The following is a 22792-nucleotide window of genomic DNA, read 5'->3' as shown; positions in this document are numbered from 1 at the left end:
CGCAGCGGATGGTGGAGGGGGTTGGCCGCGCAACGCAACGGTGCCGTATGCCGACACCCCCCTCCACCATGCTGCGCATGGTCCCCCTCCCCGTGCCGGGGAGGAGCTTCAGGCGTGATACCGATCCGCTACCTTGTCCCGCGACGCATTCGGCGCGATCTTCGCCTCGGCCGCCTCCAGCGCTTCCCAGTCGGCGATATCGGGCAGCGACGGGATGCACACCGCCTCGCCCAGTTCCAGCGCGCGCAGCGAGGCGACGACCAGATCGTCCGGCTCCATCACGCGCTCGGGCGGGAAATCGTCGATGCTCTTGCCCGCGACATGGTGGAAATCGGTCGCGGTGACGCCGGGGATCAGCAGCTGGACGCGGATATCGCCGCCCTTCGCCTCGGCTTGCATCGTACGGGTATAATAGGTGACATAGGCCTTGGACGCGCCATAGCCGGCATAGCCCGGCATCTTGGTGAACAATGTGCCCGACCCGACATTGATGATCGTGCCGGTGCCGGTGCGCTTCATGCCGGCCATCGCCGCATCGGCCAGCCGGCTGAACGCGACGACGTTCAGCAGCAGCATGTCAGTCATGTCGTCGCGGTCGCCTTCGCCGACCTTGCCCATCGCGGCGAAGCCGGCATTGTTGACGAACAGCGCGATCGGATCGCCGGCCTCCAGCCGTTCCTCCACGACGTCGAGGTCATCGGGGTCGGCGAGGTCGGCGGCGATCACCTCGATATCGATGCCGTGGTCGACCGACAGCTGTTCGGCGAGGTCGCGCAGCCGGTCTTCGCGCCGGGCGACGATGACGAGATCGTGGCCGGTGCGCGCCAGGTGATGCGCGAAGCTGAGACCGATACCGGACGATGCGCCGGTGATGAGGGCGACGGGGCGGGTCATGGCAGTTCTCCTATGGTCGCGGTCGGAGCGTTCGGGGGCGGGGTCGGTTCCGCACTCCCTTCCGTCACTCCGGGTCAAGCTTGGGGTGACGGGAGGTGCCTACAGCCTAGCCAGCGTCGGGATCAGTTCGTCGAAATGGTCGATCACCGCGTCGGCGCCGAGGTCCGCGACCGGCTGCATCAGAAACCCGAACGAACAGGCGATGTTCGGAATGCCGGCATTCTTCGCGGCATCGATATCGAAATGCGAATCGCCGACGAACGCCGCGCGTCCGCCGCCACACTCCGCGATCATCGCATCGATCGGCGCACGATTGGGCTTCGACTTGCCCGGCCCCAGCGTGTCGCCGCCGATGATGCAGGCAAAGCGGCGGGTGAGGTCGAGTTCGTCCAGCAACCGCCGCGCCAGCCCCTCCAGCTTGTTGGTGACGATCGCGACCGTGACCCCCATCGCGTCGAGCTGGTCGAGCGCCGCCATCGCCCCGGGGAAGGGCCGCGAATGCACTGCGATATGCGCTTCGTAATAATCGAGGAGCAGGCGGTGGAGCCGGGTCAGTTCCGCCTCGTCGCACCCGCCGGTCGCCTCCATCCCCTGGCGCAGCATATGCTTCGCCCCGCCGCCGATCATCGGAATGACCCGTTGGCGGGTCAGCAGCGGGCGGCCCGCATCGCCCAGCGCATGGTTCACCGCGTCGGTCAGGTCGCCGCTGGTATCGACGAACGTCCCGTCGAGGTCGAAGCCGACGATATCGAATGAAATCTTTGTCATCATCGCCGCATTGGCGCGCGTGATATGGAATTGGCAAGGGTCGTGTGCCACAGACTGCCCGCATGAGCGCACAACCGATCGCCGCCGTGATCCTTGCCGCCGGGCAGGGCACCCGCATGAAGTCGACGAAGCACAAGGTGCTGCACCCGCTCGCCGGCCAGCCGATGCTGTTTCACCTGCTCGACAGCCTGTCCGCCGCGAACGTCACCCGCCGGGTGGTGATCGTCGGCGCGGTCGGCGAACAGGTGGAACAGGCGGTCGCCGGGCGCGGCGTGGAGATTGCATGGCAGCGCGAGCAATTGGGCACCGCCCACGCGGCGCTGCAGGCGAAGGAAACGCTGGCCGACCATGACGGCATCGTGCTGGTCTGTTTCGGCGATACGCCGCTGTTGTCGGCGGATACCGTCGCCCGCCTGACCGCGCGGCTGGACGAAGCCGACGCTCCGGCGGTCGCGGTGCTGGGCTTCCGCCCCGCCGATGCAGCCGCCTATGGCCGGATCATCGCCGACGACGCCGGCAACATCGCCAAGATGGTCGAATATAAGGACGCCAGCGCCGACGAACGCGCGGTGAACCTGTGCAACAGCGGCGTGACCGCGGTGCGCTCGGCCGACCTGTGGGCGCTGCTGGAGCGGGTCGGCAACGACAATGCCGCCGGCGAATATTACCTGCCTGATATCGTCATGCTCGCCATCGCCGACGGGCGCGGCGCGGTGGTGATCGAGACGGCGGCCGACGAAGTGGCCGGCATCAACAGCCGCGCCGAACTGGCAGCGGTGGAAAGCGCGTGGCAGGGCAAACGCCGCGCGCGCGCCATGGCCGATGGCGTGACGCTGGTCGCGCCCGACACCGTGTTCTTCGCGCACGACACGCAGCTCGGCCGCGATGTGACGATCGAACCGAACGTCGTGTTCGGCCCCGGCGTGACCATCGCCGACAATGTGACGATCCACGCCTTCAGCCATCTGGAGGGCGCGACCGTTGCGGCAAAGGCGGACGTCGGCCCCTATGCCCGCCTGCGCCCCGGCGCGGTGCTGGGCGAGGGGAGTCGCGTCGGCAATTTCGTCGAGGTGAAGAACACGACGCTGGGTGTTGGCGCCAAGGCCAATCACCTGACCTATCTCGGCGACGCGACGGTCGGGGCGAACGTCAACATCGGCGCGGGCACGATCACCTGCAACTATGACGGCTTCTTCAAATACCGTACCGAGATCGGCGAGGGCGCGTTCATCGGGTCGAACAGCGCGCTGGTCGCGCCGGTGAAGATCGGCGACGGCGCGCTGGTCGCCGCCGGATCGGTCGTGACCCGCGATGTCGAGGGCGACGCGCTGGCGCTGGTCCGTGCCGAACGCGCCGACCATCCCGGCTGGGCCAAGCGCTTCCGCCACAAGCAGGCTGCCGCCAAGGCCGCCAGGAAATAACCCAAGCGGGCATCCCGCCGGAGAGAAGACTATGTGTGGAATTGTTGGCATCATCGGCACCGAAAGCGTCGCCGACCGCTTGTTGGACGGCCTGAAGCGCCTCGAATATCGCGGCTATGACTCGGCGGGCATCGCCACCGTGGAGGGCGGCGCGATCGAGCGGCGTCGTGCGTCGGGCAAGCTCAAGAACCTCGCCGCCGAACTGGGCGAGCATCCGCTGCCGGGCAATATCGGCATCGCGCACACCCGCTGGGCGACGCATGGCGGGCCGACCACCGACAATGCCCACCCGCATGCCACGAACGAAGTCGCGGTCGTCCACAACGGCATCATCGAGAATTTCAAGCCGCTGCGCGAGGAACTGACCGCGCGCGGCCGGGTCTTCACCAGCGAAACCGATACCGAGGTCGTCGCCCATCTGGTCAGCGAACAGGTCGAGGCGGGCCGCACCCCGGCCGAGGCGGTGAAGGCGATCCTGCCGCGCCTGCACGGCGCGTTCGCGCTGGCGATCCTGTTCCGCCAGCATGACGACCTGCTGATCGGCGCACGGCTCGGCTCGCCGCTGGTCGTCGGCTATGGCGAGGGCGAAGTCTATCTCGGCTCCGACGCGCTGGCGCTCGCCCCGCTGACGCAGCGTATCGCCTATCTGGAGGAGGGCGACTGGGTCGTCTGCCGCCGCGACGGCACCGAGATTTTCGACCGCGACAACAACCCCGTCGATCGCCCGGTCACGCTGTCCGGCGTCACCGGCGCGCTGATCGACAAGGGCAATCACCGCCACTTCATGCAGAAGGAAATCTACGAGCAGCCGATCGTCGTCGCCCAGACGCTGCGTGGCTATCTCCAGCGGTTCGACGGACGCGTAACGCTGCCCATTCCAGACTTCGACCTGTCGGGCATCAAGCGTGTCACGATCGTCGCGTGCGGCACCAGCTTCTATGCCGGCATGGTCGCCAAATACTGGTTCGAACAATTCGCCCGCGTGCCCGTCGACTTGGATGTTGCATCCGAGTTCCGCTACCGCGCGCCGGTGATGGAAGAGGGCGGCCTGGCGCTGTTCATCAGCCAGTCGGGCGAGACCGCCGACACGCTGGCGGCGCTCCGCCACGCCAAGAGCGAAGGCCAGACCATCGCGGTAGTCGTCAACGTGCCGACCAGCACGATGGCGCGCGAGGCCGACCTGCTGCTGCCGACCCATGCCGGGCCGGAAATCGGCGTGGCCTCGACCAAGGCGTTCACCTGCCAGCTCGCCGTGCTCGCTGCGCTGGCCGCCAATCTCGCCAAGGCGAAGGGCAAGCTGTCCGAGGCGGAGGAGCGCAGCATCGTTCGTCACCTGGCGGAAGCCCCCGCGTCGATCAACGCCGCGCTGGCGTATGACGAGGCGATCGAGGGGATGGCCGGCGTCATCGCGGCGGCGCGCGACGTGCTGTATCTGGGCCGCGGCACCGACTATCCGCTGGCGCTGGAAGGTGCGCTGAAGCTCAAGGAAATCAGCTACATCCATGCCGAGGGCTATGCCGCCGGCGAGATGAAGCACGGGCCGATCGCCCTGATCGACGACCAGGTGCCAGTGATCGTCATCGCGCCGTCGGGGCCGTTGTTCGACAAGACCGTCAGCAACATGCAGGAAGTGCAGGCGCGCGGCGGCAAGGTCGTGCTGATCTCCGACTATGACGGCATCCAGGCGGCAGGCGACGGCGCGGTCGCGACGATCACCATGCCGAAGGTCCATCCGCTGATCGCGCCGATCGTATATGCGGTGCCGGTGCAGTTGCTGGCGTACCATGTCGCCGTTGCCAAGGGCACCGACGTCGATCAGCCGCGCAACCTCGCGAAGAGCGTGACGGTGGAGTGATCCAAAGCTCCTCCCCGCTGCGCGGGGAGGGGGACCGTCCGCACAGCGGACGGTGGAGGGGGTTCGCCGCGCAACGCAACCGTGCCGTAAGCGGGCGCCCCCCCTCCACCAGCTTCGCTGGTCCCCCTCCCCGTGCCGGGGAGGAGTTTTGATTCAATCGTTTCCCATCAACGCGGCGCGGATCAGACGCTACCGCAAATCCACCACCACCGGGAAATGATCGGACGGGTAGCGCGGGCCGCGATGGTCGGTAGCCACCCGCGCCGCAACCGGCCGGAATCCGCGCACGAACACGTAATCGATCCGCCGGTCGGGCGTGCCGGTAAAGTCGTGGAAGGTCAGCACCGGCCCCGACCGCTGCGGTGCCCGCGCCCACGCATCGGCCAGCGTGGCGGCAAAGGCGCGATAGGCTTCACTGTCGGGCTGGGCATTCAGGTCGCCGGTCACCACCGCCGGCAACCGCCCGGCAATGCGCCGCATTCGCGCCAGCAGCACGCCCGCCGCCTTCGTCCGTGCGATCGCGTCGCTGTCGCGATGCGGGAAATGGGTGTCGAACAGCACGAACCGCCGGCCATCCTTGCGCGCGAACTCGCCCCAATTGACCATGCGCGGCAGGTCGGTGCCCCAGCTGGCGCTGCCCACCCGGTCGGGCGTGTCCGACAACCAGAAATCGCCATGCCGCACCAGCCGCAACCGGTCGGTGCGATACAGGATGCCCATATGTTCGTCGGCATGGGCCCCGCGCCGGTCGCGCCCGAACCAGCGCCAGTGCGGCAGCGCGCGGACGATCGCATCCCCCTGCCGCCGGTACAGCTCCTGCGTGCCCACCACATCCGGATCGGCGGCGCGGATCGTATCGATCAGGATGGGCGCGCGCGCCTCCCACCGGTTGGGACCGTCGTCGGGATTGGGGTAGCGGACGTTGAAGCTCATGACGCGCAGGTCGCGCGCCTGTACCGGCATCGCGACGAACGCGAGGGCGGTAAGCAACCAGCGGATCATGCCGCGATCCATTCGACGCCGGGGGTGACCGCGGCATAGGCCGGGTCGATCGCGCGGTCGGTGACGATGCGGTCGATATCGGCGAAGGCCGCCACCGCGACGATGCTCGCCCGGTCGAATTTCGATGAATCGACCGCCATCGTCACCCGGCGCGACTGGGCGATCATCTGGCGGCACAGCTCGCCCTCGCCGACATGATAATCGGTGAAGCCCGCCGCGACATCGACCGATTCGGTCGACACGATCGCCATGCCCGGCCGGAATTGCGCGAGATAGGCCCGCGCCGTCGCATCGAAGAACGCCCGGTACCGGTCGTCCAGCTCGCCGCCGGCCAGATACAGCCGGTTGCCATAGCGCCCACCCAGCTCCGCCGCGACGCCCAGCGCGTTGGTAACGACGGTCAGGTCGCGTTTGCCTTTGATCGCCTGCGCGACATGGAACGCGGTCGAACTGGCATCGAGATACAGCGAATCGCCGTCCGCAACGGTCTGCGCCACGGCGGCGGCGATGCGTTGCTTGGGCCCGGCGTTGCGGTGCAGCCGCTCCTCGAACGGTCCTTCCTCGACCGATTTGGCGAGGCGGGCACCGCCGTGAATCCGCTCGATCAGCCCGTCTGCCTCCAGCAGCCGCAGCTCGCGCCGCACCGTTTCGTCGGACACCGCCAGCGTATCGGCCAGCGTGTGAATGCCCAGCGGTTCGCCCTGGACGAGCAGGTCGAGGATTTCCTGGCGGCGGTCGCGGCGTTTCATCATCGCGCTACAGCATATCGTCCGTGACCGGGGACACAAGCGATCACCGCACAACTCAACAGTAATTCATCATAGCGGTTCGCTTCTTCCAGAAATCATCAGAAAATGAACATCGAAGTGCGCCATTGTCATAAATTATACACAAGCTGTGGCTAGCGGCGCGATCCAACGGGGAACAACCCCGCAACCAATCCAACATACCCTTGGGGGGAATATCCATGTCGTCGATCCCGACGCTGCCGGCACGCCGGCGGCGCGCCCATGCGCTTGTCCTGTCCAGCGGCATCGCCGCGCTGACGCTCGGCGCGCTGCTGCCTGCCGCCGCCCTTGCCCAGGACGCGTCCGTCGCGCCCGTCGCCGAGGAACCGCAGCAGACCGCCAGTGAATCGCTGACCGACGATATCGTCGTCAACGGCCGTCGCCAGCGCACCGCGCTGAACGAGGAACAGCAGGCGATCGCCACGATCGACATCGTGACCACCGGCGACGTCGCGATCCATTCGCAGACCAGCATCGCCGACCTGGCCAAGATGCTGCCGGGCGTGTCGGTCAGCCGCGACCAGGGCCGCAACCAGAGCGCGACCGGCGAAGCGCAGTTCGTGACGATCCGCGGGTTCGACACCAGCTACAACGCCTACACCCTCGACGGCCTGCGCCTGCCGCAGACGTCGGGCAACAACCGCGCGATCTCGCTGAACCTGTTCTCGCCGTTCGCGATCGGTGGCATCGTGACCGACAAGACGCCGGGCGCGGCCAAGGATGCCGACAGCATTGCCGGCATCGTCGACCTGCGCACGCCGACCGCGTTCGACTTCAACCAGAGCTTCACCCGCGCCCGCGTGCTGGGGCAGGTCGCCGGCCTGGCACTCGACCGCGAACAGGAAGCGTTCGGCGGGGCGATCGGCCTCGACGCCGCGCGCCGTTTCGGCAGCGATCACCAGTTCGGTGTCTATGTCGCGGCGTATCTGGAAGAGCGCGGCAACGCCGCCGAATCCACCGCCGTGCAGAACGACTACAAGCCGACCCGTGCCAACAGCGGCAATTCGCGCGCCAACCCGAACGCGCTGACCGCCGATGGCGTGCAATGGAACTTCTATAACAACAAGATCAAGCGCTATGGCGCGACCGGTGCGTTCGATTTCCGCAGCGAACCCATCGATCTCTACGCCCGCGTCAACTATGCGACGTATCTCAACACCAACACCATGAACCAGACCGGGCTGCGCAACGAACTGACGCGCGGCCAGACCAACCCCAATGGCGGGTCGTACAATGCGGCGGGCGTCTACACCCCGCTCGGCATCAACCCGGCCAGCTATTTCCGCACCGAGGATATCGAGCAGGAACTGTTCTCGGCACAGGTCGGCGCGAAGGCGCATTGGGAAGGCTTCACCGCCGCGCTGGAAGGCGCCTATGCCGATGGTCGCTTCGACCAGCCGACCCGGATCGAGGCGGCGTTCCGTGGCATCGCCTATAACGGCACCGCGACCAACACCGGTGCCGCGACCGAAGGCGTGAACGTCGACCTGTCGAACCCGAAGTCGCCGCGCCCGATCCTGTCGAACGGCGCCATCGCCTATGTTGCGTCGCTCGACCGGCCGACCCAGCTCTACGTCCAGCGCGGCTATGACTATCTGAGCGAGACCAAGAAGACGCTGAAGGGCAGCATCGGCTGGGACAGCCAGAGCTTCGTGAAGGTCGAGGTCGGTGGGCTGTACGAGGATTCCGACCGTTCGGGCCGCACCCTTGCTCCCGACAATACCCGCTATCGCTTCCTCACCCCGCTGCAGAACGGCACGGTGCAGGGGCCGTCGATCAACCAGTATCTCGGCTATGTCCTGAAGGACTTCCTCGATTACTATCCCGCCCGCCCGATCAAGGTGCTGTCGCGTGCGCAGCTCGACGCGCAGGTCCGCGACTATGTGCCGCTGATCCCGGTGTCGCAGACGACGTTGAACCAGGGCCTGTCGAGCGGCAATGAAACCCGCAAGGCGCTGTACGGCACCGCGACGCTGACGCTCGGCACGCTCGAGATCATGCCCGGCATCCGTTACGAGGATAACGGCTTTCGCGCGCGCTATTTCATCACCGACCGCGATGGCCCGCGTTTCGTGAACGCCGGACGCGACTACGATCATGTTGATCCCAGCCTGCTGGCGGCATGGAAGCCCAACGCGAGCCTGACCGTGCGCGGTGCGGTGCGCTCCAGCTATGCGCGGCCCGCCTTCGACCTGCTCGCCGGGCCGACCCGCATCAGCGAACCGGCCAGCGACGGCACCGTGACCATCACCCAGCCGAACCCGGACCTGAAGCCGGTGCAGGCATGGAGCTATGACGCGGGCGTCGATTACCAGATGGGCGTCGGCCGCTATGTCCAGCTTGCCGCCTATTACAAGGATCTGAGCAACTTCATCGTCAGCACCGCATCGCGCAGCGGCAGCGAGACGGTCGGCAAGACCACCTTCATCCGCCCGATCAACGGCGGCGGCGGCACGGCGAAGGGCGTCGAGGCATCGGGCCGCTTCACCGTCGGCGACATGGTCGACAGCAGCTTCCTCGGCAATTTCGGCGTGGGCGGCAACGTCACCTACCAGAAGACCGAGGCGACCTACATCATCCCGGTGAACGGCGTGCGCACCACCCGCAGCAGCACGCTGCCCCAGGCGCCGGACCTGATCTACAATGCCGAGGTCTTCTATGCCGGCGGCGGGTTCCGCACGAACCTGTGGTACAACTATACCGGCAAGTTCCTGGCGGCGGTGCAGGACAGCCAGCCCGACATCTATGTCCAGCCGGTCGGCGAGCTGAACTTCGGTGCCGCGTATGAGGTGACCGACAACCTCGAAATCGGCGTGTCGGCGCGCAACCTGCTCGACCAGCACACCTATTGGGCGACGGTGGGGAAGGGCGAGACGTATATCTCGAACGACCGCAACGGCGGCTATCTGAAGACCGGTCGGGTGTTCCAGTTCAGCCTGACCATGAAGATGTAAGCGGGCGGGGCGGCGGCGTCAGCGCCGCCGTCCGTTTTTGCAGGTGCCTCTCTGCCTGCAAACCTCACCGTCACCCCGGGCTTGACCCGGGGTCCCGCTTCTTCTCCGGTGCTCGCGCAAAAGCGGGACCCCGGATCAGGTGCGGGGTGACGAAGAAGATATCCGTACCCCCGCCTGCGCGGGGGTAAGGACCTATCGAACCACAAGGACCGACCATGCGCCTCCTGCTCCTCGCCGCCACGCTGCTGACCCCGCTGCCCGCCGCCGCGCAGGACCGGGTGGAGCGGGTCGTAATGCTGATGCGCCACGGCGTCCGCGCGCCGATCACGGGCGAAGCGCCGCTTGATACCAGGGTCGCCGGGCAATGGCCGACATGGCCGGTCGCGCCCGAATTCCTCACCCCCCACGGCGCGAAGGCGATCGCGCAGCTCGCCCGCCACGACCGCCGCTGGCTGGGCACCACCGGCTGTCCGAAGCCCGGCACCGTCCGCATCCACACCAATACGCCCGAACGCACCATCGCCACCGGCCGCGCCTATGCCGATGCGCTGGCGCCGGGCTGCAAGCTGTCGGTCGATCATCTGCCGGCGGGGCAGGTCGATCCGCTGTTCGAACCGCTGCGCGCCGGGGCGACCGCGTTCGATGCGACGAAAGCGGTCGCGGCGATCACCGCCTATACCGGCGGGGTGAATGCGCTGACCGCGCGCCATGCTGCCGCGATCCGCGAACTCGACCGGGTGCTCGGCTGCGGCCTGCCCGCCGGTTGCTCGACGCCGGGACCCGCGATGCTGAAGCCCAGCGCCGACGGACGCGGCGTCGACTTCACCGGGCCGATCCGCGCAACGTCGGGCACCGCACAGGTGATCCTGCTGCAATATGCCGAGGGGATGCCGATGCGCGACGTCGGCTTCGGTCGCGCCGATGCGGCGACGATCAAGCGGCTGGGGGCGCTGCACGCCGCGCTGTTCGACGTCTTCACCCGCGCGCCCTACATGGCCGCGCATCAGGCGGGGCCGCTGGGCGATCACATGCTGAAGACGCTCACCGAACCGACCGGCCCGCGCTTCGACGTGCTGGTCGGGCATGACACCAACGTCACCGCGCTGGCGGCGGCGCTGGGCGTCGATCTCGACGCGCCGGGCTTTGCGCTGAACGATGCGGCACCGGGCGGCGCGCTGGTGCTGACCCGCCGTCGCGATGCGCGGGGGGCCTATGTCACGCTGTCCTATCGCGTGCAGCCGCTCGACGCGATCCGCACCGGGGCCGCGACCGTCGTCGACCGGCCGATCGCCATCCCCGGTTGTGCGAAGCGCTGCCCGCTCGACCGGTTCGACAAATTGTTGCGCGCGAAACTCGCCCCCGTCGTCACGGGGTGATAGCCTCGCGCCCATGCCGATCTACGCCCTTGCCGATGCCGTGCCCGACCTTGCTTCCGACAGCTGGGTCGCGCCGTCCGTCGACCTGATCGGTGCGGTGCGGCTGGGGGCGGGGGCCAGCATCTGGTTCGGCGCGGTGGTGCGCGCCGACAATGGCGTCATCGCCATCGGCGCGCGCAGCAATGTGCAGGACGGCGCGGTCCTCCACAGCGATCCCGGCGCGCCGCTGACGCTGGGCGAGGACTGCACCATCGGCCACCGCGCGGTGCTGCACGGCTGCACCATCGGCGACCGCGTGCTGATCGGCATGGGCGCGACCGTGCTGAACCACGCGGTGATCGCCGAGGATTGCGTGGTCGGGGCAGGGGCGCTGGTGACCGAGGGCAAGAGCTTTCCGCCCAGGAGCCTGATCGTCGGCGCGCCGGCGCGGGTGGTCAAGACGCTGACCGACGAGCAGCTGGCCGGGTTGCGGATGTCGGCGGCAGTGTATGTGGAAAAGGCGAAGCACTATCGCGAGGCATTGCGCCCGGTCGCATGATCCGGCCGCTGTCGCCCGATTTGGTTCATGAGGTGCCGGAAGATTTGGCGGACGCCCTCTCCGCCGAACTGGTCGCGGGTAAAAGCGCCCTTGCTGCTGGCCCGGCTGCATGCATCGCGCCGACAAACCGGCCAGCCGCTGGCAACAGGCGGTGCTGATCGAGCGTAAGCGCTGAACCGCTCCACCACGTCACCCCSGACTTGATCCGGGGTCCCGCTTCTTTCTCTGTCATTGGTAAAAAGCGGGACCCCGGATCAAGTCCGGGGTGACGAAGGCACTACAGCGTAACCCCCGACTTCCAGATCCCGATCGCGCGTTCCTCGTTCACCTCGTTCCGCGCAGGTTCCCCCGAAGCGACCGCCAGGATCTTCGCCAGCAGCGCTTCGGCAGCCACCTCCTGTCCCTCATCCAGCGCCACGCTCGCGTCGAAGTCGATCCACCCGCCCTTGCGCTTCGCCAGGTCGCGGTTGGTCGCGATCTTCATCGTCGGTACCGGCGACCCCAGCGGCGTGCCGCGCCCGGTGGAAAACAGCGTCAGCGTCGCGCCCGCCGCCGCCAGCGCGGTCGTCGACACCGCGTCGTTGCCCGGCCCGTCGACCACCGACAGCCCGGGCGCACGCACCGGTTCGCCATAGTCGAGCACGTCGGTCACCGTCGCCATCCCGCCCTTCTGCACCGCGCCCAGCGACTTTTCCTCCAGCGTGGTGATCCCGCCCGCGATGTTGCCGGGGCTGGGGTTTTCCGACACCGGCTCGCCATGATCGAGGAAATAGCGTTTGAAGCGGTTGGTCACCTCGACCAGCCGGTCGAACACGGCTTCGTCGGCACAGCGCGCCATCAGCAATCGCTCGGCCCCGAAAATCTCGGGAATTTCGGTCATCAGCACGCTGCCGCCCGCCGCCGCCACCCGGTCGGTCATCCGCCCGATCAGCGGATTGGCGGTCAGCCCCGACATCGAATCCGACCCGCCGCACTTCACTCCCAGCCGCAGCGCCGATAGCGGCACCGCCTGCCGCTCCGCCTGCGCCGCTTCGGCCAGTGCGTCCACCGCCGCCACGCCCGCGGCAAATTCGTCGGCACTCGCCTGCGCCCGCACCGTCCGCACCCGCGCCAGCACTTGCGGAGGCAGCCGGGCGAGCATCGCATCCAGCTGGTTCGATTCGCACCCCAGCCCCAGCAGAACGACCCCGCCGGCGTTGGGATTGCACGCCAGCGCCGCGAGGATCGCAGCCGTGCGGTTCAGGTCGTCGCCCAGCTGCGAACAGCCGAACGGATGGTTGAACGCATGGATCCCATCGACCCGCCCGGCATGGCGTGGGGACGCCTGCGCCGCGATCCGTTCGCCCAGCCGCCCGACACAGCCGACCGTCGGCAGCACCCAGATTTCGTTGCGCGTGGCCACGCTGCCATCGGCGCGGACATAGCCGGCAAAGCCCGGTTCGGCGCGGGGGGCGGGGGCCGGCGGCAGGGCGGGGGCGTAGCGATAGGCATCCTCGCCCGACAGCGCCGTCCGCACATTATGGACATGGACGTGCACGCCCGGCGCGATGTCCGCCGTGGCGAGGCCGAACGCTGCGCGATAGCGGCGCACCGGTGCACCCGCCGCGATGCCGCGCACCGCGATCTTGTGCCCCTTCGCCACATCCTCCCGCGCCACCACCGCCGCATCGTCGACGCGCACCACGTCCCCCGCCGCGACGGAATCGAGCAACAGCGCGACGTCATCGTCGCGATCGACCCGGACGGCGCGGGCGGGATTCTGGTCGGCCATCATCGATAATTAGACCGTTGCCAGCGCTGGCACAATGTCGCATCGATGCCCCTGAGGAGATTTCGATGACCGCGCTGCTGCTGCATCCCGACCGCCTGTTGCCCGCAGACCCGACGACGCGGGGCATTGCCCGTGACCTGTACGGCACCGTCCGCGACCTGCCGATCATCAGCCCGCATGGCCATACCGACCCGGCATGGTTCGCGACCGACCGGCCATGGGCCAACGCGACCGAGCTGCTGCTGTCGCCCGACCATTATCTGTTCCGGATGCTGTATAGCCAGGGCGTCGCGCTCGACGATCTGGCGGTGCCGCGCCGCGACGGAACGATCGTCGCCGATCCGCGCAAGGCGTGGGGCGTGTTCGCCGCCCACCAGCATCTGTTCCGTGGCACGCCGTCGCGGTTGTGGCTCGATCATGTGTTCGGCGCGGTATTCGGGTTCGACGAAGCGCTGAGCGCGGCCAATGCCGACGAATATTACGACCGGATCGGCGAAGCGCTGGCGACCGACGCCTATCGCCCGCGCGCGCTGTTCGACCGGTTCGGGATCGAGCTGCTGGCGACGACCGAGGGGGCCGACCACCCGCTCGACCATCACCGCGCGATCCGCGCCAGCGGCTGGGGCGGGCGGGTCGTCACCGCCTATCGCCCGGATGCGGTGATCGATTGCGAACACGAAGCCTTCCGCCCGGCGCTCGCGAAGTTTGCCGAGCTGACGGGGGAGGACGTCCACGACTGGACCGGCTATCTGCGCGCGCATGCCAAACGGCGGCAGGACTTCATCGCCGCCGGTGCGACCTCGACCGATCACGGCCACCCGACCGCCCGCACCGCCAATCTGTCGCGCGTCGAGGCAGAGGCGCTGTTCGCGAAGGTCATTGCCGGCACCGCCGACGCGACCGATGCCGAGCTTTTCCGCGCGCAGATGCTGACCGAAATGGCGCGGCTGTCGATCGACGACGGGCTGGTGATGCAGATTCACCCCGGCTCCTTCCGCAACCATAATCGCGGGCTGTTCGATGCCTATGGCCGCGACAAGGGTGCCGATATCCCGACCCGCACCGATTATGTCGCGGCGCTGAAGCCGATGCTCGATGTCGTCGGCATCTCGACCGACCTGACGATCATCCTCTTCACGCTGGATGAATCCACCTATACCCGCGAACTGGCGCCGCTCGCCGGGCACTATCCCTGCCTGAAGCTGGGGCCGGCATGGTGGTTCCACGACAGTCCGGAGGGGATGCGCCGCTTCCGCGAGGCGACGACCGAGACCGCCGGCTTTTACAACACCGTCGGCTTCAACGACGACACCCGCGCCTTCCTGTCGATCCCGGCACGGCATGACGTCGCTCGCCGCGTCGATTGCGCCTTCCTCGCGCGCCTCGTCGCCGAACACCGGCTGGACGAAGCGGAGGCGCACCAGGTCGCGCACGACCTCGCCTATGGGCTGGTCAAGCGGGCGTACAAGCTGTGAGGCTGTCCGACGCTACGCTTGGCGCACTGCCGCCTGAGGTCGCGCGGCCGGACTATGACCGCGCCAGCCTGACGCCGGGCATCGTCCATATCGGCCCCGGTGCGTTCCATCGCGCGCATCAGGCGGCCTATGTCGACGACATCCTGCGCCGCGACCCCCGCTGGGCGATCAGCGCGGTTGCGCTCAATTCTACCGGGGTGGCCGATGCGCTGGCGCCGCAGGACGGCCTCTACACGCTGGCGCTGCTGGGGGCGGAGACACGCCACCGCGTTATCGGATCGATCGTCGAGCTGCTGACCGCTTCGCGCCGCGATGCGATCCTGTCGCGCATCGCCGCGCCGACCACGCGGCTGGTCACGACGACGGTGACCGAGAAGGGCTATCACCTCGACGCGCACGGCGCGCTCGATCTGGAACACCCCGCCATCGTCCGCGAGCTGACCGGGGCCGATCCGTCGACGCTGTCGGGCTGGCTGGTCGCCGGGCTGGCGGCGCGGCGGGCGGCGGGCGGCGGGGCGATCACGCTGCTGGCGTGCGACAATCTGGCGGACAATGGCGCGCGCTTTCGCCGCTCCATCCGCGATCTTGCCGCCGCGCGCGATCCCGATCTGGCGGCCTGGATCGACGATCATGTCCGCTTCCCCTCCACCATGGTCGATTCGATCACGCCGGCGAGCGACGATGCGCTCCGCGCCTCGATCCGTGCCGCCACCGGCCTTGACGATGCGTGGCCGATCCAGCGTGAGGCGTTCAGCCAGTGGGTGATCGAGGACGACTTCGCCGGCGACCGCCCGCCCTTCGACCTTGCCGGCGCGCAGTTCACCCGCGACGTGCGCGGGTTCGAGAATGCGAAGCTGCGCCTGCTTAACGGCGCGCACTCGACGCTTGCCTATCTTGGCATCCTGATGGGGCTGGCGACGGTGCGCGACGCGATGGCCTGTGCCCCGCTCGCCGCCTTTGCCGAACGGTTGATGCGCGAGGATATCGCGCCGTCGATTGCGCCGCCCGCCGAAATGGACCTGTCCGCCTATATCGCCGACGTGCTGGCGCGCTTCGCCAATCCGGCGATCGCGCATCAACTGGCGCAGATCGCGTGGGACGGTTCGCAAAAGCTGCCCTATCGCCTGTGCGACATGATCCGCGACGCGCGCGCCGCCGGTCGGCCGGTCGCGCGACTGGCTGTGCCGATCGCGGCATGGTTCCGGTTTCTCGACCATCGCAAGGCGACGGGCGAGACGCTGGTCGATCCGCGCGCCGACGCCCTGCTGGCGCTTGCCGGGAATGTACGCGCGCTGCTGGCGATGGGCGAGGTGTTCGGCGATCTGGGCACGGACGCCACGTTCGTTGCGGCGGTCGAGCGGGCCTATGCCGCGTTGGCACCGGGCGGGGATTTGGCGGCGGCGCTGGCATAATCCGAACCCCCCCCGCCTGCGCGGGGGCACAGCTTACACCAGCAACCCCGTCGCCACCCCCTCATGCGCCAGCAGCCACTGCTTGCGCGCCAGCCCGCCGGCATAGCCGGTCAGCTGCCCCGACCGCCCGATGATCCGGTGGCACGGCACGACGATGGCGATCGGGTTCGACCCGTTGGCCATCCCCACCGCGCGCATCGCGCTCGGCCGGTCGATCGCGGCGGCGATATCGGCATAGGCGACCGTCCGGCCGGCCGGCACGTCGCGCAGCGCCGCCCACACCGCGCGCTGGAACGCGGTGCCGCCGGTGGCGGTCGGCAGCGTGTCGATCGCCGACAGGTCGCCCGCGAAATAGGCGGTCAGCGCGCGCCACGCGTCGCTCTCTCCGACCGCCGGTTTGATCCGCCACCCCTGCGGACAGTGTAGCCGCAACAGCCGCTCCATCCGGTCGTGATGGTCCTCGAACTCCAACGCGTGCAGCACGCCATCGCCATCGGTCAGGATGGTGATCGCGCCGACGGGGCTGGGCAGGGTTTCGGACAGGAGCAGCTGGGTCATGCCCGCAACCCTGCCGTTCGCCGGGCGATGCTGCCAGCGGAAACCGGACATCGTGTCATGGCCAGTCCGGTTTCCGCTAGTCACTATCGGTCGCACAGCTACACTCGCGCCATGCTCGACCCCGACCACTGCTATGCAGCGATCCAGCGGCGCGACCCGGCGATGGACGGGCTGTTCTTCACCGCCGTGCGCACCACCCGTATCTATTGTCGCCCGGTCTGCCCGGCACGCACGCCCGACCGCGGCAATGTCGCCTTCTACGCCAGCGCGGCGGCGGCACAGGCGGCGGGCTATCGCCCCTGCCTGCGCTGTCGCCCCGAAACCGCGCCCGACAGCCCGGCCTGGGCGGGCACGCTCACCTCGATCCACCGTGCGTTGCGGCTGATCGACGACGGCGCGCTGGCCGAAGGCAGCGTCGCCGACCTCGCCGATCGTCTCGGCATGAGCGACCGCCATTTGCGCCGGCTGTTCGTCGAGCATCTGGGGCTAACCCCGCTCGCGATCGAGGCGACGCGGCGGCTGCACTTCGCCAAGCATCTGGTGCAGGACACCCGCCTGCCGCTCACCGACATCGCCTTCGCCGCCGGCTATGGCAGTGTCCGCCGCTTCAACGAAGCGTTCCAGGCGGCGTTCGGCCGCGCCCCCTCGGCACTGCGGCGGGAGGGTACGCTCGCCGATCCCGCTGCGCCGATCACCGTCACCATCGCCCACCGCCCCGATTTCGTGCCCGCCGGCGCGGTGCAGGTTGCGCTGCCGGAGGGCCGTGCCGACGTGACGCCGGGCAGGGGGCGGACGCTGCGCATCACCCTCACCGACGTCCCGCTCCCCGCCCTCGGCCGCGCCATCGCTGCCGCGAAACGCGCGGTGTTCGCCGGGGGCTGAAAGCGCTTTCCTACCGCGGGCCAAGCGGTCACGATGACGACCGGTCTTTCGCATCGCCGGTCGTCATCAAAGCAGAGGGTCCGCGCCAAACCCCGAACGCCACACTCGCGCGCAAATTGCGCGCGAGTGTGAACTTTGTGAACTTTGGTCTCACACCAGCCCGTGCCGCGCCAGCATCGCCGCCGGATCGGGATCGCGCCCCCGGAACGCGCGGAACAGGTCGATCGCCGGTCGCACCGCGCCTTGGGCGAGTACCGTCTCGCGCAGCCGGTCGCCGGTCGCCCGGTCCACCGTTCCTGCCTCGACGAACGCGGCAAAGCCGTCCGCCGCCAGCAATTCCGCCCAAAGGTAACTGTAATAGCCCGCCGCATAGCCCCCGGCGAAGATATGCGCGAAGGCGTGGGGGAAACGATGCCACGCCGGCGGCCGCACCACCGACACCTCGTCGCGCACCGCCTCGATCACCGCCATCGGATCGTCGCCCTGTGTGCCCAGATGCAGCAGCAGGTCGAACATCGCGAACTCGATCTGCCGGACCAGGAACATGCCCGACCCGAACCGCCGTGCCGCCAGCATCCGGTCGAACAGGTCGCGCGGCAGCGGTTCGCCGGTGTCGACATGGCCCGACATGGCAGACAGTACGGAGGGCTCCCACGCGAAATCCTCCATCAACTGGCTGGGCAGCTCGATCGCGTCCCACTCGAACCCGGTCGTGCCGGCAATGTCGGGCCGGGGGACGCGGGTGAACAGGTGGTGGAGGCAATGCCCCGTCTCGTGCAGCAGCGTGGTCACATCGTCATGGCTCAGCAGCGGCACCTCCCCGCCGGTCGGCGCGAAGTTGCAAACCAGATACGCGACCGGCAGGCTGGCATCGGCCAGATAGGGCCGGGCAGGGGCCATCCACGCGCCGCCTTTCTTGCCCGCCCGCGCGTGCAGGTCGAGGTACAGTCCGGCAAACACCCCGTCGGCATCGGCCACGTCGTAATAGCGCGCATCTGGATGGTAGGTCGCGACGTCGCTCCGCTCGGTCAGCGTCAGCCCGAACAATTGCCCCAGCAGGTCGCGCCATCCGGTCAGCACCCGATCGACCGGGAAATAGGCCTTGATGACCGACTGGTCGATCGCATGGGCATGGCGCTTCAGCCGGTCGCCGACAAAGCCGACGTCCCACGGCTGGAGGTCGTCGATCCCCAGATGCTCGGCGGCAAAGGCGCGCAGCTCGGCGATCTCCGCCTCGGCATGGGGCCGCGCCCGCTGGGCCAGGTCGCGCAGGAACGCCAGCACTTCACCCACGTCGGGCGCCATCTTGGTGCTCAGCGACCGGGCGACGGGATCGGGGAAGCCCAGCAGCCGGGCAGCCTCATGCCGCAGTTCGAGGATGCGGCGGATGCGCGGGCCATTGTCGAATTTCCCCGCGTCCGGCCCCTGGTCCGACGCGCGGGTGCCATAGGCGCGATAGACTTGCGCCCGCAGGTCGCGATCCTCGGCAAAGGTCAGGACGGCGACGACGCTCGGCTGTTGCAGCGTCACGACCCAACCCTCCAGCCCGCGTGCCTGCGCGGCGGCGGCCATCATCGCCCGGTCGGCATCCGACAGCCCGGCCAGCCGCGCTGCGTCGGTCACGTGCAGCGTCCACGCATCGGTCGCGTCCAGCACCGCGCTGGCGAACTCGGTCTGCAGCGCCGAAAGCCCGGTCGCCACGTCCTTGAACCGTTCGCGCGCGGCATCGTCCAGCGCGACCCCGGCCAGCGTCCGGTCGCGGATCGACCGTTCGACCGCCACCCGATCGGCATCGTCCAGCGTGGCAAAGCCCGGCGTGACCTCCAGCGCGCGCAGCGTATCGAACACCGCCCGGTCCTGCTGCGCGGCGATGCCCCGCTCGGTCAGCACCGCCTGTCCCGCCGCATGCGCCGCGCGCAGCTCGGGCGTGTCGGCGACGGCGTGGAGGTGCCACACGCTCGACCAGAAATTGTCGAGTGCGACATCCGCCCGCTCGACCGGCAGCCAGGTGTCGGCAAAGCTCGGGCTCGCCGCCTTGGCAGCCTCGGCCACCGCATCGCGCTCGGCGAGCAGCGCGTCGAGCGTCGGGGCAATCGTCTCTGGGGTGATCGCGGCGAAATCGGGAAGTGCAGACAATCCGGGTTCCTTCAGCATTCGACGACATTGACCGCCAGGCCACCCTGGCTGGTTTCCTTATACTGGCTCTTCATATCCTCGCCCGTCTGGCGCATCGTTTCGATCACCTGGTCGAGGCTGACGATGTGGCGACCGTCACCGTGCAGCGCCAGATAGGCGGCGTTGATCGCCTTGATCGCGCCCATCGTGTTGCGCTCGATACAGGGGATCTGCACCAGCCCGCCGATCGGGTCGCAGGTGAGGCCGAGATTATGCTCCATGCCGATCTCGGCGGCATTCTCGACCTGTGCCGGGCTGGCCCCCAGTGCTGCGGCAAGGCCGGCGGCGGCCATCGAACAGGCGACACCGACCTCGCCCTGACATCCCATCTCGGCCGCCGAGATGGAGGCGTTCTGCTTGTAGAGGAAACCGATCGCGGCGGCGGTCATCAGCAATGCCTGTGCGCCCGCGCGGGTCGATCCATGGACGAAGGTCTCGTAATATTTGAGGACCGCCGGGATCACCCCCGCTGCGCCGTTGGTCGGGGCGGTGACGACGCGCCCGCCCGCCGCATTCTCTTCGTTCACCGCCAGCGCCCACAGGCTGACCCATTCGAACACGACGCTGGGGTCGGCGCGCGGGCCGCGCTCCAGCAGCTTTTCCCGGATCGCCCGCGCGCGCCGCTGGACCTTCAGCCCGCCGGGCAGCTCGCCGGTGCCGGCGCATCCCCGGTCGATCGATGCCAGCATCGCCGCGCGGACTGCGTCGAGAAAGCCGAGCGTCTCCGCCTCCGGCCGCCACGCGCTTTCGTTGGCGGCGACGATTTCGGCGATCGACTGGCGCGTGTCGGCGCACAACGCGAGCAGGTCGTTACCGGTGGCAAAGGCATGGGGGAGCGTCAGGTTGATGCGCGGCGGCGCCTCCCCCTCCGCCCGGATCGCCCCGCCGCCGATGGAATAATAGCGGCGGGTGATGCGGCTGCCATCGGCCAGTACGGCGGTGCATGCCATGGCGTTGGGGTGCCCCGGCAGGAAGCCGGGGTGGAACACGATGTCGCGCTCGGCATCGAAGGCGATCGGGATCGTGCCGGCCAGGTCGAGCAGGTTGCCGTCCCGAATGCCGGAGACGATCCCCGCCACGGCATCGGGATCGACCCCCTCGGGCGTCGCACCCGACAGGCCCAGCAGCACCGCGATATCGGTCGCATGGCCCCGCCCGGTCAACGAGAGCGAACCATAGAGGTCGCAATAGACCCGCTCCGGCACGATCCCGTCCTCGGCCAGCATCGTGGCAAAGGCATAGGCGGCGCGCATCGGCCCGACCGTGTGCGAACTCGACGGCCCGATGCCGATGGTGAACAGGTCGGTGACGCTGAGCGGGCTCATGCGGCGGCTCCCAGAACGGCGGCATAACGCTCCGCTGCGGGGCGCCAGTCGATCCCCCGTGCGGCCAGCCAGGCATCGTCGAAATAGGTGTCGCTATAGCGCAATCCCGAATCGCACAGGATCGTGACAACCGATCCTTCCGCATCGATGGCTGCCATCTCGGCGATCAGCGCGGCGCAGGCGACGAGGTTGGTCCCGGTCGACCCGCCGACCGGCCGGCCGAGCCGCTGGCTGAGCGCGCGCATCGCGCCGATGCTGTCGGCATCGTCCACCGCAATCATCCGGTCGATGACGCTCGGGACGAAGGACGGCTCGACGCGCGGGCGGCCGATGCCCTCGATCCCCGAGCATTCGCCCTCGACCGTGGTGATGGTCGGATCGGCGAAGTGGCGGTGGAACACCGACCCCTGCGGATCGGCCACGCACAGCCGGGTGCTGTGCCGGCCATAGCGGATGAACCGCCCAAGCGTCGCCGACGTGCCACCGGTGCCCGCGCCGCAGACGATCCAGCTGGGTTCGGGATGATCCTCCTTGGCGAGCTGGGCAAAGATCGATTCGGCGATGTTGTTGTTGCCACGCCAGTCGGTCGCCCGCTCGGCATAGGTGAACTGGTCGAGATAGTGGCCGCCATGCGCATCGGCCAACGCCTGCGCCGCCGCATAGACCTCGCGCGGGTCGTCGACGAAATGCACTTCGCCGCAATGGAAGCGGATCGCGGCAATCTTTGCGCTGGCAATATTGCGCGGCACGACCGCAACGAAGCGCAGGCCCAGCAACCGGGCGAAATACGCCTCCGACACCGCGGTCGACCCGCTGGTCGCCTCGACCAGCACCGTATCGCGCCCGATCCAGCCATTGCACAACCCGTAGAGGATCAGCGAGCGCGCAAGGCGATGCTTCAGGCTCCCCGACGGATGCACCGACTCGTCCTTCAGGTAGAGGGTGATCCCCGGCGTCGCGGGCAACTCCACCCGGATCAGGTGCGTATCCGCCGACCGGCAGAAGTCCGCCTCCAGTCGCCGGATCGCCTCGCGGGTCCAGTGGCGGTCGTCGGGACGTGCAGCGGCAGGGGCGGGGGACAAGGCGAAGGTTCCTCTCATACGGGGGTGCGTGCGTCGCGCGCGGGTAATCCTTATGGCGCGCGGGGTCCCGGTGGGGAAGGTGGCGTCCGAAACAGGCACGTCACGGCATATTCCGGCCCCGCCACGCACAAAAACGGCATGGAACCGAAAAAACCGCAAAAACGTCGTTGACGCCTTCCGAACCCGCCCATATAAGCAGCTTCACCGGACGACGAGACGCTCTTCGCTTCTCCCGCCGGTCGCCTCGCTGACCTTCGGGTCGCTCCGCTGAAGCGGATAGCGAGATTGCTCTTTTTCTAGCCGGAACGCGGTGCCGATCGATTGATTGGTGCCTCTGTTCCGGTCCTCCTATCGCCGGCTCGCTGGCGCTTCAACCGAGAGGTTTGAGGCAGGAACGTTCTTTGAAATTGTTGATGAGATGAAGGGACATGTGGGCGGCGGCTTGCGGTCTATGGCATTCAAGGTGTCATGGTATCGTTTTAAAGCTAAGTCGGCTCATATCGGGCGGGAGCAGCC

At 68.3% G+C, this 22792-nt stretch carries 18 protein-coding genes; 9 read left to right on the top strand and 9 right to left on the bottom strand.

Annotation, left to right across the window (positions count from 1 at the left end; genetic code table 11):
* Positions 1–108 precede the first annotated feature (108 nt).
* Complete coding sequence (locus ASE58_RS13770) at positions 109–894, bottom strand: SDR family NAD(P)-dependent oxidoreductase (RefSeq protein WP_055822510.1); 786 nt, start codon at positions 892–894, stop codon at positions 109–111.
* Positions 895–993: 99 nt separating this feature from the next.
* Positions 994–1662: an HAD-IA family hydrolase gene (locus tag ASE58_RS13765; RefSeq protein WP_055823499.1), complete on the bottom strand. Its 669-nt coding sequence runs from the start codon at positions 1660–1662 to the stop codon at positions 994–996.
* Positions 1663–1724: 62 nt separating this feature from the next.
* Between ASE58_RS13765 and glmU the strand changes: the two genes are divergently transcribed.
* On the top strand, positions 1725–3083 hold the full coding sequence (glmU, locus tag ASE58_RS13760) for a bifunctional UDP-N-acetylglucosamine diphosphorylase/glucosamine-1-phosphate N-acetyltransferase GlmU (RefSeq protein ID WP_055822507.1): 1359 nt from the start codon (positions 1725–1727) through the stop codon (positions 3081–3083).
* Positions 3084–3114: 31 nt separating this feature from the next.
* Positions 3115–4938 (top strand): glutamine--fructose-6-phosphate transaminase (isomerizing), encoded by a 1824-nt coding sequence (gene glmS / locus ASE58_RS13755; RefSeq protein ID WP_055822501.1) that lies wholly within the window; start codon positions 3115–3117, stop codon positions 4936–4938.
* A gap of 189 nt (positions 4939–5127) precedes the next feature.
* Here glmS and ASE58_RS13750 read toward each other — a convergent pair whose 3' ends face one another.
* Together ASE58_RS13750 and ASE58_RS13745 are read right to left on the bottom strand one after the other, a co-directional pair.
* Positions 5128–5940: an endonuclease/exonuclease/phosphatase family protein gene (locus ASE58_RS13750; RefSeq protein WP_055823496.1), complete on the bottom strand. Its 813-nt coding sequence runs from the start codon at positions 5938–5940 to the stop codon at positions 5128–5130.
* Entirely contained in the window at positions 5937–6692 is a 756-nt protein-coding gene (locus tag ASE58_RS13745) for a DeoR/GlpR family DNA-binding transcription regulator (RefSeq protein ID WP_055761749.1), read from the bottom strand. Before ASE58_RS13745 ends, ASE58_RS13750 begins: the two co-directional genes overlap by 4 nt.
* A 215-nt stretch (positions 6693–6907) precedes the next feature.
* Between ASE58_RS13745 and ASE58_RS13740 the strand changes: the two genes are divergently transcribed.
* The 3 genes from ASE58_RS13740 (at position 6908) to ASE58_RS13730 (ending at position 11596) form a co-directional block, all read left to right on the top strand.
* Positions 6908–9682, top strand: coding sequence for a TonB-dependent receptor (locus ASE58_RS13740; protein ID WP_055822498.1), 2775 nt, complete (start codon positions 6908–6910; stop codon positions 9680–9682).
* Between the two features lie 215 nt (positions 9683–9897).
* Positions 9898–11058 carry a histidine-type phosphatase gene (locus ASE58_RS13735; protein WP_055822495.1) on the top strand — a complete coding sequence of 387 codons (1161 nt, stop codon included), beginning with the start codon at positions 9898–9900 and terminating at the stop codon, positions 11056–11058.
* A 13-nt stretch (positions 11059–11071) separates the two neighbouring features.
* Complete coding sequence (locus ASE58_RS13730; protein WP_055822492.1) at positions 11072–11596, top strand: gamma carbonic anhydrase family protein; 525 nt, start codon at positions 11072–11074, stop codon at positions 11594–11596.
* A 277-nt stretch (positions 11597–11873) separates the two neighbouring features.
* Here ASE58_RS13730 and ASE58_RS13725 read toward each other — a convergent pair whose 3' ends face one another.
* Complete coding sequence (locus ASE58_RS13725; RefSeq protein WP_055822490.1) at positions 11874–13367, bottom strand: UxaA family hydrolase; 1494 nt, start codon at positions 13365–13367, stop codon at positions 11874–11876.
* Positions 13368–13432: 65 nt separating this feature from the next.
* Here ASE58_RS13725 and uxaC point away from each other — a divergent pair, with 65 nt between their 5' ends.
* A complete protein-coding gene (gene uxaC, locus ASE58_RS13720) occupies positions 13433–14842 on the top strand; it encodes a glucuronate isomerase (RefSeq protein ID WP_055822487.1) in 1410 nt (469 codons plus the stop codon).
* Positions 14839–16254: a mannitol dehydrogenase family protein gene (locus tag ASE58_RS13715; protein WP_055822484.1), complete on the top strand. Its 1416-nt coding sequence runs from the start codon at positions 14839–14841 to the stop codon at positions 16252–16254. Before uxaC ends, ASE58_RS13715 begins: the two co-directional genes overlap by 4 nt.
* Before the next feature lie 33 nt (positions 16255–16287).
* Here ASE58_RS13715 and ASE58_RS18455 read toward each other — a convergent pair whose 3' ends face one another.
* Positions 16288–16812 carry a methylated-DNA--[protein]-cysteine S-methyltransferase gene (locus tag ASE58_RS18455; protein WP_055822481.1) on the bottom strand — a complete coding sequence of 175 codons (525 nt, stop codon included), beginning with the start codon at positions 16810–16812 and terminating at the stop codon, positions 16288–16290.
* A gap of 111 nt (positions 16813–16923) precedes the next feature.
* Here ASE58_RS18455 and ASE58_RS13705 point away from each other — a divergent pair, with 111 nt between their 5' ends.
* Complete coding sequence (locus tag ASE58_RS13705; RefSeq protein WP_082468050.1) at positions 16924–17694, top strand: bifunctional transcriptional activator/DNA repair enzyme AdaA; 771 nt, start codon at positions 16924–16926, stop codon at positions 17692–17694.
* Between the two features lie 150 nt (positions 17695–17844).
* Here the strand turns inward: ASE58_RS13705 and ASE58_RS13700 are convergent, their stop codons facing one another.
* Genes ASE58_RS13700 through ASE58_RS13690 form a run of 3 tightly spaced genes read right to left on the bottom strand, consistent with a single transcriptional unit; the run spans position 17845 to position 22276 of the window.
* Positions 17845–19830 carry a M3 family metallopeptidase gene (locus ASE58_RS13700; protein WP_235513628.1) on the bottom strand — a complete coding sequence of 662 codons (1986 nt, stop codon included), beginning with the start codon at positions 19828–19830 and terminating at the stop codon, positions 17845–17847.
* Between the two features lie 11 nt (positions 19831–19841).
* Positions 19842–21194: an L-serine ammonia-lyase gene (locus tag ASE58_RS13695; RefSeq protein ID WP_055822475.1), complete on the bottom strand. Its 1353-nt coding sequence runs from the start codon at positions 21192–21194 to the stop codon at positions 19842–19844.
* Complete coding sequence (locus ASE58_RS13690) at positions 21191–22276, bottom strand: PLP-dependent cysteine synthase family protein (RefSeq protein ID WP_235513627.1); 1086 nt, start codon at positions 22274–22276, stop codon at positions 21191–21193. The genes ASE58_RS13695 and ASE58_RS13690 overlap by 4 nt, the downstream gene beginning before the upstream one ends.
* Before the next feature lie 325 nt (positions 22277–22601).
* On the opposite strand from ASE58_RS13690, the gene ASE58_RS18355 reads away from it, so the two are divergent.
* The coding region (locus tag ASE58_RS18355) for a hypothetical protein (RefSeq protein ID WP_235515924.1) at positions 22602–22792 on the top strand (191 nt) is incomplete at its 3' end.

The sequence above is a fragment of the Sphingomonas sp. Leaf9 genome, from assembly GCF_001421355.1.
Classification (GTDB): Bacteria; Pseudomonadota; Alphaproteobacteria; order Sphingomonadales; family Sphingomonadaceae; genus Sphingomonas.
Note: the sequence above shows the minus strand (reverse complement) of the source record. Positions and strands in the feature narration are given on the sequence as shown.